The following is a 12,229-nucleotide window of genomic DNA, read 5'->3' as shown; positions in this document are numbered from 1 at the left end:
AAGAGACACCTCAAGCAAGAAGAAGCCGGCGCGGGCCGAGCGCCCGCGCCGGCCAGCGCCCATCATCCACAAGCAGCTCCGAACCCCCGTAAGGCTTGGCGGCCACTGTTGGGACGCGCCGCGCCTCCCACCACGACGCGGCTAGTTGACATACGATCACCGTGCACCGCCTAAGGTCAGGTGGAGCCACCGCGACCAGAGTAGGCGGCTTCCAAGCTCACTCGAACTTGCCTTCCTCGAGATCGTAGGTTAGGTCATGCTTGGAACATTCCAACTTATGGTGATTGCTATCACCAGTGTCCACGTAAAGCGAGTAGTACTCAGTGTCGCTCTCTGGACACTTGGCCGCATCTTCCCCGACATACTCTGTTATGTCGTCGATCTCGTCCGGCCACTCACCCTTGTGCTCCACCTTATATGCCTCTACCCCCGCTGCGGCGACAAGCATGTTCTGCTTGCACGCACCTTTTTTAGCCGCATTGGCATTGGCCGTGATGCGCGGCAGCAACAAGGCCCCCAGCAATGCGATTATCGCCATGACGACCAAGAGTTCTATCAACGTGAAGCCCTCGCTCCGCCCGCCACGACGCGCTCCACGGCTCATTTGCATTGCCTCCTCCCAGAATTGTTACAAATTAATCCTAACCGTGCCAGCCTATTCCTGTCAATACGCGATTCGACACGATCGGCCCGCGTCCGACGGCGTGGTCATCCGGTGACAGGCACCGGGCGATAACCCGTACGGCGATCGGGGCCTGAGCGAGCACCTGCGGCGTGCGCGGGCGGCGGGCGATCTAGAACGCGAGGGAAGAATAAGCTTCGAACAGGGGCACCACCACCGATGCGACCAGGATAGCTATCCCGATGCCCATCGCCACGAGCAACACCGGCTGCACCAACGACGAGATCTTCTCTATCGCGGCTTCCACCTCCCCTTCGTAGAAGGACGCAGCTTTGAGCAGAAGCTCGTCGGTCCTGCCGGACCGCTCTCCCACCTCGATCACCTTTAGGAGGGTAGGAGGTATGGCCCTGCTTCGAGCTAAGGATTCAACCAAGCTTTCTCCCCTGTTCACCGCCTCGCGGGCCTGCGCGACCGCCTTCTCGAGGTCCCGGTGCAGGACCGTGCGCCCCGTCACCGCCAGCGCTCGCATGATGGGGATCCCGCTTTTCAGGCTCGTCCCGAGGGTCCGGCAGAACCTGCCGAGGGCGCGCTTCACGGCGAGGTCCCGCACGGGCGGCAACAGGAGGGCTCCCCTCAGCGCCAATTCCCTCCCCCGGGGAGTTGCCCCCAGCGCCCCCAGGCCGGCGCCAGCGGCCACCAGGGCCCCCACCGACAGAGCGGGGTGGCCTGCGGCCAGCGCGCTTAGGTCGATGAGAAGCTGCGTGACACGCGGCGGCTTCGCCCCCATCTCCGACAGAAGCCGGGCGAACGCGGGTACCACGAAGCCCACAGCGAATGCCGCGACCCCAGCCAGGCTGACGACCAGCACCAGGGGATACGCGAGAGCGGCGCGTGCCTTGCGCTCGAACGCGTCCTCTTTCTCGAAATACCCCGCCAGCGACGCGAGAGACTCGTCAAGCGTTCCCGACTCTTCCCCGGCCTCGACCATCGTCGGAAGGATGGGTGGCACCCTCGAGCCTTCCTGGAGCAGGGCACCCGCCACGCCGTTTCCCGAAGCTATCCGCGACGCGATCCTCGACACGAAAGACGAAAGCTTCCGGCTGGAGCTCTGCCTCCCCAGGGCCTCCAGCGCCGCCAGCATTGGGACCCCTGAAGCAAGCAGCGTTGCAAGCTGGCGGCAGAAGAAGGCAAGCTCCCGCGAGGTCATCCGGCCTTCCGCGCCACGGCGCCAGGGGGAGAGCAACGCCCCTGCGGTACGCGAGCCGGCCCCCGGTCCGGGCCGCGCGCGCTTTATCGCCGTTGCGGCGACTCCCGCGCCTCGCAGCTTCGTCAAAGCCGCCAGGCGGTCATCCGCCTCGACGACCCCGCGCACGACCTTGCCCGCGGGGTCCCTTCCCCTGTAGCTGAACCTCACCCGCCGTCACCATCCCGGGCTTGCGTCCGGAAGCCGCTCCCGGCGGCCCCCGAGATGCGTTCCCCTACCTGCGCTCCGCTCGCGGGAAGCTCCTCCGTCTTCATCGCGCGTCTTCACCGCCGCCCATATCTGAGAATATCTCCGGAAAAGCCATCCTGGCTTCCTCCCGGTTGACCCTTCCGCAATCGAGCAGACTCTTCAGGGACGCCTGGAAGCTCACCATGCCGAGCCTACCCCCTGTCTGGATCGCGGAGGGGATCTGGTGCACCTTCCCTTCCCTTATCAACGTGGAAACCGCACGCGACCCCAGGAGAACCTCTGCGACGGCAACCCTCCCCGTGCCGTCCGCCGTCCCGAGCAACCTCTGGGCCACCACGCCCCTCAGGGCGCCGGCCAGCTGCAGCCGGATCTGATTTTGCTGCGACGCGGGGAAGGCGTCTATTATCCGGTGCATCGTATGCTGCCCGTCCAGGGTGTGCATCGAGCCGAGGACGAGGTGTCCCGTCTCGGCCGCGGTGAGCGCGGTCGCCATGGTGTCGAGGTCGCGCATCTCCCCGATCATAATGACGTCTGGAGCTTCTCTCAGCGCAGCTCTTAAAGCGAGGCAAAAGGACGCCACATCGCTGCCGACTTCCCTCTGCTCGACGATGCCCATCTTGTGCCCGTGGACGTACTCGATCGGGTCCTCTATCGTGATGACGCGCTTCGGAAACTCGGAGTTTATGAGATCGACCATCACCGCCAGAGTCGTCGACTTGCCGCTTCCTGCCGGCCCCACCACCAGTACGAGGCCATTGGCGCACCTGGCGAGCTGTTTCACGGACGGCGGCAGGCCCAGCTCCTCGAACCCGCGTATCATCGAGGGGATGACTCGAATGGCGAAGGCCGGCAGCCCTCTCTGGCGGTAGACGTTGAACCGAAACCGTCCGAGCCCGTCGAAGGAACGGGCGAAGTCGGTCTGGCCCTTTCCCTGAGCTCCTCAGCTTGCTTTTGGATAAGCAGGGAAGAAGCGATCTCCTCCAGCTCGGAGGTCCCCAGCTCGGGCCCCTCAACTCGCCTGACCTTGCCCCCCATGCGAAGGCAAGGAGGCAGGCCGACGGTGAGGTGTACGTCGGAGGCTTCCGCCGAAACCGCCAGCTTGAGCACATCAAGTAGCACCCGCATTACCTGACCCGCCCGGTCATTCCGATCCGAACGCGACCCTCACCACCTCGTCGAGGGTCGTCCTGCCCTCCAGCGCCTTTTCGAAGCCGTCCTGGAGGAGTCCTCTCATCCCCTGCCTCACAGCTTCTTCTCTCAGCTTCCACGCGGGCGCTTTCTCCATCACCATCGACTGCAGCGAAGGAGTCACGGGTAGCACCTCGAAAATGGCCAGCCGGCCGCGGTAGCCGGTGTTTCGGCAGCGCTCGCAGCCCTGAGCCCTGTACGCCTCGAACGGGCCAGGGGGTATCCCGAAGAACCGCCGGAGCGCGGACGACTCCTCAAGCTCGAACTTCATCGCGCACGCCGGGCAGAGCGCCCTGACGAGCCTCTGAGCTACCACCCCGACGACCGCCGACGCGACCAGGAAACCTTCCACGCCCATGTCGACCAGACGGGTCAGCGCGCTGGGCGCGTCGTTCGTGTGCAGGGTCGAGAGCACCAGGTGACCCGTCAGAGCCGCTCTGACCGCTATCTGTGCCGTGACCGAGTCCCTGATTTCGCCCACCATTATGATATTCGGGTCCTGCCGGAGCGCCGCCCGCAGCCCGTCCGGAAAGTCTAAGCCGGCCTTTGGGTTGACCTGTACCTGGTTAACCCCCTGTATTTCATACTCTATCGGGTCTTCGATGGTGATTATGTTCACTTCCGGCCTGTTGAGCGCGTGCAGAGTCGCGTTGAGCGTCGTGGTCTTCCCGCACCCGGTCGGCCCGGTGACCAGTATCATGCCGTGAGGCCTTCTTATCAGGTCGAGGTACTTCGACAGGTCGCCCTCCGAAAAGCCCAGCTTGTTCAGATCGGTGATCGCCCTGGACTTGTCAAGGATCCTCATGACCACCTTTTCCCCGTACAGCGTGGGCATCGTCGACACCCGTATGTCCACTTCCCTGCCGAACCTCTCGACGTGCACGCCCCCGTCCTGAGGAAGGCGCTTCTGCGAGACGTCCATCGATGCCATTACCTTTATCCTGGCCACGACAGAAGGGTAGACCGCGGCGGGCAGCGTTTCGGCGGTCCGCAGCACCCCATCTACCCTGTACCTCACCCTCACCCCGTTCTTCACCGGTTCCCAGTGGACGTCGCTGGCGCCCTCGGCGATGGCGTTTTCGACGATCTGGTCGACGAGGCGAACGGCGGGACCCTCCGTTGACGCCTCGGTTTCCTCGGTGCGCGGCGCGGAAACCGCCTGCAGCCGGACAGCCTGGGCGAGTACGGGGTCCATGCCGTACAGCTTTGTGAGGCCCCTGCGTATCCCTTCCGAAGTAGTGGCCGCCGGCCTCACCTTCTTCTTCGTCATCGCGGTTATCCGTTCTACGGCCCCGAGGTCGAGCGGGTCCTCCATGGCGACGAGGAGTTCTTCCGCCGTCTGGGAAACCGGCACCGCCCTGAGGTCCCGGGCAACCTCCTCGGGCAGCACGGAGGACAAGCCTGGGTCCGGCCGTATTTCGTGCGGCGGTATGTTCGGAATACCGAGCTGCTCGGCGAGGAGCGCGGCGACTTCTTCGTCAACTAAAACCCCCATGTCCTTTAGGATTTCCCCAAGCCTGGCACCGGTCTGACGCTGCCTTTCTAAAGCTCGCTGGAGGCTCTCCGGAGTCACCTTCCGGTGTTTTAAGAGTATGTCGCCCAGCCGCTGCGCCATTGACGCTGGCCCCCCTCCCAGCACCTGAGCCGTCGCGTCCCGCTGCCCCGGCCCCGAGGAACCACTCCGCGCCGCCAGGTCTTCCTCTCGCGAATGCTCCCCGAGCCTCAACTTCGCCCTCCCACGCCCCTTCCTACTTCGCCGGCGTACGAGGGCGCGCGTGACGCCCGCTTCCGGACTCGTTCCCGCCCATCTGACCGCGGGCGCCCCGGGCCCGCGATGGGACTTCCGGCCCGGCGCGTTGCAGCCTCCGGCCGGATCTGGTATAAATGGTAACTGGTGCTTGACCCTTCACGCAATACATAGCAGGGATCCTGTTATAGCAAGGACTCGACGAAGCGGGATTCGGGGGGACGGACCGCGAGCGCGATCGTCGCCTGCCTGGGGCTTATCTTCGGTTCCTTCTTCGCCACCGTCATCCACCGCATACCCCGGGGCGAAAGCCCGGTGGCGCCCCCTTCTCGCTGTCCCCACTGCGGCATGCGGTTGGGCCCCGTGGACCTCGTGCCCCTCTTCTCGTATGTCGCACTGCGCGGCCGATGCAGGCACTGCCGCAACCCGATTTCGCCGAGGTACCCGGTCGTGGAGGCGCTGACGGCCGGAATCGCGTACGGACTGTACGCCACTCACTTCGGCACGAGGGATTTCTGGCCGTATGCCTCCCTCGCATCCGTGCTCATAGTGGTGAGCTTCATCGACCTCGAACACATGTACATACCCGATGCCGTGCTGCTAGCGGGGGTGCTCCTGTGGGGAGCTGCTTCAGCACCCAACGGTTCCGCCGTCCTCCACAAGGGCGCAGCGGGTGCCGTCCTGGGCTTCGGCACCATGTTCGCGATATACCTGCTCGCGCGGGGCGGGATGGGCCTCGGCGACGTCAAGCTGGCAGCCCTGATAGGGTTGTATCTGGGACCGGCCATGACGTTGCTCGCGGTCGTCCTCGGGTTCATCGCCGGCTCCATCGCCGGACTGTCGCTGGTCTTAGCCAGAAGAAAAGCTCTGAAGGACAGGATACCCTTCGCGCCGTTTCTGGCGCTCGGCGCCGTCGCGGCCATGTTATGGGGGCGGCAGCTGCTGGGGTGGTACTTCTTGACCGTCATCTTTTAACGGCGCGCAGCTCCCCGCCGCTCAACCGCACTGCCTTAGCGAGAAAAGTATCTCGCCGAGCAAAGCTATCAGCCCCCCCCCCCCCGCGGTGGCAATTTCTTCCATTTCCTCCGCCGGAATTCCCAGGAAGGCCTTAACCACGCACGGGTCGAACTGACGACCGGCACACCGCCTCAGTTCCTCCCGGGCCCACTGGGCAGCGCGAGCTTTTCGGTACGGCCTTGCAGACGTCATGGCATCGTAAGCATCCGCCACCCGGATGATCCGGGCCAAAAGCGGGATATCCTCCCCCGCCAGGCCCGCGGGGTAACCGCCGCCACCGTAGTCTTCGTGGTGGTGTCGCACGGCCTCAATCACCGCAGCCGGAAACCTGGCCGGCCCCAGGATCCTCGCCCCAACCACCGGGTGCCCCTGCATCTCCTTCCTTTGTTCCTCGTCGAGACGCCCCGGCCTGAGCAGAATGCCCTCCCGCACGCCGATCTTGCCCAGGTCGTGCAGGAGCCCGGCCAGGTACACCTGCTCCTGCTCTTCGGTAGTAAGCCCCAGCACGCGGGCGCACGCCCGCGCCCACCGCGCCACGCGCAAAGAATGGCCCCGCGTGTAAACATCCTTGGCCTCCAGGGCAGCTGCCAGCGCGTGTACCGCACTCAGATAGTATTCCCGCAGCGACGAGTACAGGCGGGCGTTCTCCAGCGCGAGCCCCGTCTGGCTTGAGACGATCCCCATATACCCGACTTCTTCCTCGGTCCAGCGCCGCGGTACGGGAGAATAAACCTTCAACGTCCCCAGAACCTTTCCACCGGCCCGTACCGGCACCACGGCCGCCGCACGCACCTCGGCCGAGTAGTAGGGTAGATGCATGCCTGGCCCGCCCTCGGCCAGGTCTTCCACGACCACGGGCTCTCCCGTCTCCAGCACCTTCCCCAGCACGGTGCCCTCCGGCCGGACGCGGCCCGCCTTCGCCTGAAGCTCCTGGCCCATGCCCAGGCTCCCCTTTAAGACCAGCTCGCCCGTCTCCTCATCGAGCAGCCGCAGGGCACACCACTCCGCCCCCAACACATCCCTGACGCTCCCTAAAGCTGACTCCACCACCGCGTCTACGTCCAGGCTGCCCGACACCGCCCGCCCCACTTCGATCAACCGCTCCAGCATGGCCGCCCTGAGCTCAAGCTTGCGGAAAAGCCTGGCGTTCTCGAGCGCCAGACCAAGGCTTGAGCCCAGCGTGGTCAGGAAAGCGGCCTCGTCTTGGACAAAGCCCGCCCCTTCCGGCCTGCCCGCCACGGTCAGCACGCCCGTCACCCTGCCCCCGACCATCAGGGGTAAGGCTACCGCCGGCCGCCTTTCTTCGGGCGTGGCGCCTCCGGGACAGCTGTTGAAGTGAACGGCGCCGGCACCTCGCTCGACGGCGGCAACCACTTCGCCCGACGGTATTACGCGGAACTCGTCAGAGGCCTCCACGGTAGCCGCCACTTCGGCGGCCGAGACCTCCAGCGCCTCAGAAAGCATGACCACCGACCCACTGGTGGCGCCGGTCAGCCCAAGCACCGCCTGCAGCGCGCGCCGGGCCACTTCTCCCACGTCGAGGCTGCCCGAGACCACCTTGCCGAACTCGAACAGGACGGCGAGCTCATCGGTTTTCCTGCCCAGCTCCAGTTTGGCGTAGAGCAGCTGAGCCACCGTCTCCGTCACCTTCTGCACCACCGCCATGGCGATTCTAAACCGCTCTTCCGTCCAGATCGGCACCGTCCCGACCGCCTCAAGGAGCTCTTCCGGATCAACGCCCGTTTCCCGGGCGAGCCGCGCCACCGCGTCGTCCGCCAGCGGCCGCACGGCCACGTTGCCACCCAGCGCTACCGCCACCGTTTCTCCGGCCACCCGCAGGGGAACCGCCAGATACGCCAGCCCGGCATGGCAGCGGTGAAGGACCTCCTCCCCCGCAGAAGCAGCAGCCATCGCAGAGGCTGCACGCGAAGCTGCGCACCTGGCCCGCGCTTCCGGATTGCCTTCGAGTATGGCGCAGAAAGCACACGGGTTGGACGGCTCGGTCAACGGACGACCGTCCGGATACGCGACGATAACCGATAGCCCCAGCGCCCGGCTCATGCTCTCTTGAAGTTCGTGTAAACCTGTCCGCCTGAGCTCTTCATAGAACACGGGCTTCTCTCTCAGCATGGTCGACTTTGATGCGCTCAGCCTCCCCTTTTCACCTGCCACCGCTCGCTATGACCCGCCGTCGCTCCAACCGAGCCCAGGGGGTTATCCCGCCTTCTGGGCGACATTCTCGCAGGCCTGTCCCATCACCCGATGGCCTCCAGACCCGGGCGCACCCGGCCCTTCACCTCCTTCGCGCGGTAAAGCCTCCGGTCGGCCACCTGCAGAAGCTCCTCGAGCGTGGCACCGTCCGCAGGCCACGCGGAGACCCCGCCCGACAGCCCGGTGTCAATCTCCATCTCCCGGCTCACCCTCTCCACCGCCTCCTCAAGCCGCCGCATGACATGCTCACCATCTTCCCGGCCGCCCGGTACCACCACGGCGAATTCATCCCCGCCATACCTGGCCACCGCATCTCCCCGGCGCACCGAACGCCGCATGGCCTCCGCCACGCGCTTCAGCACCTCGTCCCCAAACAGGTGGCCACGCTCATCGTTTGCCGCCTTGAACCCGTCCAGGTCAACCAGGACCAGGGCAAACTCTCTTCCCTCCCCGACCAGATGCCCCACCAGCTCGTACAGCGACCGCCGGTTGAGCAGCCCAGTCAGCAGGTCCCGCTGGGCCAGCTGCATGAGCTCATCCCGCTGCACCGTTATGTGCCTCACCACCACAGCCACGGCACGCGCCTCAAGCCACATAAGCCCGGCAACCACAAGAGGTCCCAGCACGCGCGCGGTGGAAAAACCATCCCTCAGAGAAGCCACGCAGATGACCGCCAGCACCAAAGAATTAAGCGCCGCGGACAGGTAGGCTGCCCGCGGTCCCGGCCTGAACCCGTGCGTGAACACCGCAACCAGGAACAGGCACAGTAGCGGCCCATCAGCACCACCGGTGGCCACCACAAGGCAGCTTATCGCCCCAACCCCGAACGCCATTGAGGCGAGTTCCACCAGTCTTTCGCGCTCCGGGCGGCACACAAGCCCGGCAGCGTTAGTTCCAACGAACCCCGCTGCGAACAAGCCGAATAGCAAGATAAGCAACGGGTTGCGGTGCGGGAGGGACACCAGGGCAAGCAGGGTCAAACCCGCCCCCAGGCCGATCCTCAGGCGCCCCAGGGCGTACCATAGACCCTCCGTCGAACCGTTTCGCTCCATAGGTACTGCCCTTCCCCCCGCCGCGGTTACGTCCTAGCATACTGGTTGGATGCCAAGCCGCCTGCCTGCGAACTCACCCACCCAGGGGATCATCCGCCCCGAGATGGCCCCGGCCCGCCGAAACCACCAGAGAACCCCTCGCACCGATCAACAAGTACACCGCCCACACGTCAGAACAACACCTCCTACCCACGGCTTCAAATCTGAGCTTCCGGTCTGCGCGGATCAGCTTTCTTCTTCCTGCCCCTGGCAGTCCATCTTACCCGATCCTTATTTTCCATTTCAAGCCCACGGTCACCCCATGCAATCCCCGTATTCGGGAGTTTGGCAGCGGTCGAGGATTGCTGTGCTCAGGGTCTTGGGAAAGACCATAGGCCGGCGCCTGAGGGGGATACGGAGGCGCGCGGGTAACCTTTGGAAGACGTGGAGGAGTACACCGGCATACCCGACCAGACCCTGAGCGGCCAGGAGAACGGACGCGCAGCCCCTCCGCGGGACAAGCTGGCGAGCCTCTGCAAGCTTTACAGCGTGTCCGCGGGCCGCTTCCTCAACGTCCGCTACAGGAGGGACGGAGGATACTGTTCGCCGCGATGCACGAGGCGGGGCATGTCGCCTGTGGCCACTTCGAGGAGTTCGACCTAAGCCCCATGCCCAGCCCTCTCCCAGGCGCGGGCAGGCTCACCCTGCGCCAGGAGCCGTGCCTGTTCACCCGGGACGGCATCTTCTCCGGAGGGGCCATACTGGCAGCCACGGACAGGTCTCTCGCCATCGGGGTAGCGCACGGCTGGGAGGTAGTTCCGTACGTCGCCACCAGGGCGGAGGGTACCCGTGTAAAGGAGCTGAACTGGAGGCCAGCCTTCGATCGCGTACGGCGTGACATGGAGGAAACATCCGTCAGACGGCCAAGATCTTACCCGGGGCCTCCTGGGCTTCCGCCGCGGCGGGAACGGCGGCGAGCAGCCCGGGTCACTGGAAGTCGCTGGAGGGGCGGGACGATGAGGATTCGAAGGGCCGTCGCGGATGACCTGGAGCAGATACTGGCCATCTACAACCAGGGGATACAGGACCGCATCGCCACGTTGGAGGACGCGCCTAAAGACATGGAGTTCGCGAGGGAATGGTTTGCCGATAGGGAGGATAGGTATGCCATCTTGGTCGCTGAGGAAGGCGGCGAGGTGGTGGGGTGGGCCTCCCTCAACCCGTATTCCCGCCGCTCCGTCCACGCGGGCGTGGCCGACCTATCGGTGTACGTGCGGCGCGACCGGCGCGGCAAAGGAGTGGGGACGGCGCTCCTCGAGGCGATCGAAGAGGTAGCCGTCCGGAACGGGTTCCACAAGATCGTCCTTTTTACCTTCCCGTTCAACGAAGCCGCACAAAGGCTCTACAGGAAGAAGGGGTTTCGCCGGGTCGGCGTCTTCAGGAATCATGGCAAGCTGGACGGCAAGTTCGTGGATGTCATGGCCATGGAGAAAATATTGGGCCCCGGGACGGCATCCCCGGACGGGGGTGCCGAGGCGGTATCCCCCGCACGCCAGGCTCGATCCGCCGCGCGGGCGTCACCACCCGGCGTCGCGCCACTGGATCCGGTGGGACGCCGGGAAGCATACCGTTGCGGCGACTTCGGCCAACCCGCCAGGCCTTCCTAGGGGTGAGCTTCAAAAGCCCCCGCAACGGTTGCGCGCGATACAGGGGTGGTCTGCGCTCGCCCTCGGGCCAAATCAAAGTCCGGTAGCTGACCACCGGAATGTCGAATTCCAGCAACAGGTCCCAGAGAACTCCGAGAGCGAAAGACCGGCCATCTCGGCGTCCTTTCCCATGCTCAGGCGGCCCTCCGGTAGTACGGGACGGGTTCATCGCTGAAGAGGTGCTTGCGGCCGTAGAAGGGGCCACAACCTCAAAAGCGGACCCCACTGGCTACCTGTTCTTGGCGATAGCCGCTGCCATGACCACCGCCTCTCCTTGGGACAGGCTCCTCTGGTAGTCGTAGACCAGGCGCGAGATCTCCCCGATCTTCTCGAACCCCGCCTCCACGTCCGCATGCCCCTCGGACATGATGGACAGGATGTAGGGGAAATCGGCGAAGACGATGCCCACGTCGTCGGCGACGCCGGTTACGTCCCCCTCCTTGTGAGCCACCGGTACCTCGGTGATGTACCGGTTGAGGCCGGTATTCCACACGGTATGGGCGAGGTCGAATATGAGCTTCTCCCCATCCCGGTTTTGTTTGGCGAAGTTCAGGGCCGCTTCCATGTAGGTGGCGTTATCCTTTGGCGTAGAGATGTTCTGGCCACCCGGGTACACGTTTTCTCCACCTATGCTCCACATGAAGTTGATGATGTTCTGCTTGCCCAGCCGCCTCTCCAGCATCTTCCAGGCGATGTTGTCGCTATCCCGGATGGCTTTTTCGGCCAGTTCCCTGATGGTAAAGGAGTCTCCATCCTTGGCCGTGAACTGGAGCGTGCCGGCCCCGCCCCGCCAGTCCCGTTGGGCATAGTAGGTCAACTGCTCATCCCAGGAAAGCTTACCTTCCGCTACCAGATGGCTGGCGTAGAGTACCACCGCTACCTTCACCGTGCTGGCAGCCGGTATCTCGACATACTCATTGACGCCAAAGGCCTTCCCGGAGGCCAGGTCTTTGAAGTAAAGGCCCCACTTCTCCGGCTGGGCACTCAGGTACGCCCGTAGCCGGGCCTGCAATGGCCCGTAATCTGGGCTCCAGGGTCTGGTCCTGGCGGCCTCCAGCTTCGCCATGGTGGCGCAAACAAACTCATGGTACTCCGAGCGCTGGCGGAAGATCCTCCAGACGACGCCGGTTCCCCGGACCGCCCTGGGCGTCCGGTCATTCCACTCGAACACACCGAAGTCAACCACGTACAAGCTTCCGTCCGGCCCGAACTTGGCGTCTATAGGCCGGTTGAACCCCCTCAGGCTCCTGCCTG

The 12,229-nt window shown here is 64.8% G+C and carries 8 protein-coding genes and 3 pseudogenes; 4 read left to right on the top strand and 7 right to left on the bottom strand.

What is annotated here, in order from left to right:
- Positions 1-217: 217 nt before the first annotated feature.
- The 4 genes and pseudogenes from AB1609_06380 to AB1609_06365 form a co-directional block, all read right to left on the bottom strand.
- Positions 218-604: a prepilin-type N-terminal cleavage/methylation domain-containing protein gene (locus AB1609_06380; protein ID MEW6046092.1), complete on the bottom strand. Its 387-nt coding sequence runs from the start codon at positions 602-604 to the stop codon at positions 218-220.
- Positions 605-794: 190 nt separating this feature from the next.
- Positions 795-2,036, bottom strand: coding sequence for a type II secretion system F family protein (locus AB1609_06375; protein MEW6046091.1), 1,242 nt, complete (start codon positions 2,034-2,036; stop codon positions 795-797).
- Between the two features lie 100 nt (positions 2,037-2,136).
- Positions 2,137-2,943: pseudogene (locus tag AB1609_06370) on the bottom strand (PilT/PilU family type 4a pilus ATPase).
- A gap of 273 nt (positions 2,944-3,216) precedes the next feature.
- Positions 3,217-4,878, bottom strand: a complete 1,662-nt coding sequence (locus tag AB1609_06365) for a GspE/PulE family protein (GenBank protein ID MEW6046090.1) — start codon at positions 4,876-4,878, stop codon at positions 3,217-3,219.
- Positions 4,879-5,247: 369 nt separating this feature from the next.
- On the opposite strand from AB1609_06365, the gene AB1609_06360 reads away from it, so the two are divergent.
- Complete coding sequence (locus AB1609_06360; GenBank protein MEW6046089.1) at positions 5,248-5,985, top strand: prepilin peptidase; 738 nt, start codon at positions 5,248-5,250, stop codon at positions 5,983-5,985.
- A gap of 21 nt (positions 5,986-6,006) precedes the next feature.
- On the opposite strand, the gene AB1609_06355 is transcribed toward AB1609_06360, so the two are convergent.
- Together AB1609_06355 and AB1609_06350 are read right to left on the bottom strand one after the other, a co-directional pair.
- Entirely contained in the window at positions 6,007-8,088 is a 2,082-nt protein-coding gene (locus AB1609_06355) for an HD domain-containing phosphohydrolase (protein MEW6046088.1), read from the bottom strand.
- 194 nt (positions 8,089-8,282) lie between these two features.
- Entirely contained in the window at positions 8,283-9,290 is a 1,008-nt protein-coding gene (locus AB1609_06350; protein ID MEW6046087.1) for a GGDEF domain-containing protein, read from the bottom strand.
- A 423-nt stretch (positions 9,291-9,713) separates the two neighbouring features.
- Between AB1609_06350 and AB1609_06345 the strand changes: the two genes are divergently transcribed.
- The 3 genes and pseudogenes from AB1609_06345 to AB1609_06335 all read left to right on the top strand — a co-directional run bounded on the left by AB1609_06345 (position 9,714) and on the right by AB1609_06335 (position 10,768).
- The gene (locus AB1609_06345; protein MEW6046086.1) at positions 9,714-9,932 is read left to right on the top strand and encodes a helix-turn-helix transcriptional regulator; all 219 of its coding nucleotides are present in this window, start codon (positions 9,714-9,716) and stop codon (positions 9,930-9,932) included.
- A pseudogene (locus tag AB1609_06340) lies at positions 9,881-10,129 on the top strand (hypothetical protein). Before AB1609_06345 ends, AB1609_06340 begins: the two are co-directional and overlap by 52 nt.
- Positions 10,130-10,285: 156 nt before the next feature.
- A pseudogene (locus AB1609_06335) lies at positions 10,286-10,768 on the top strand (arsinothricin resistance N-acetyltransferase ArsN1 family A).
- Positions 10,769-11,204: 436 nt separating this feature from the next.
- Here the strand turns inward: AB1609_06335 and AB1609_06330 are convergent.
- The coding region (locus AB1609_06330) for a serine hydrolase (protein ID MEW6046085.1) at positions 11,205-12,229 on the bottom strand (1,025 nt) is incomplete at its 5' end.

This window comes from Bacillota bacterium (assembly GCA_040754675.1).
Lineage (GTDB): Bacteria > Bacillota > Limnochordia > Limnochordales > Geochordaceae > Geochorda.
Note: the sequence above shows the minus strand (reverse complement) of the source record. Positions and strands in the feature narration are given on the sequence as shown.

Coding starts and splice junctions, on each gene's coding strand:
- AB1609_06350 (MEW6046087.1), bottom strand. CDS start 9,290: ATGGAGCGAAACGGTTCGACGGAGGGTCTATGGTACGCCCTGGGGCGC.
- AB1609_06365 (MEW6046090.1), bottom strand. CDS start 4,878: ATGGCGCAGCGGCTGGGCGACATACTCTTAAAACACCGGAAGGTGACT.
- AB1609_06355 (MEW6046088.1), bottom strand. CDS start 8,088: ATGAGCCGGGCGCTGGGGCTATCGGTTATCGTCGCGTATCCGGACGGT.
- AB1609_06380 (MEW6046092.1), bottom strand. CDS start 604: ATGAGCCGTGGAGCGCGTCGTGGCGGGCGGAGCGAGGGCTTCACGTTG.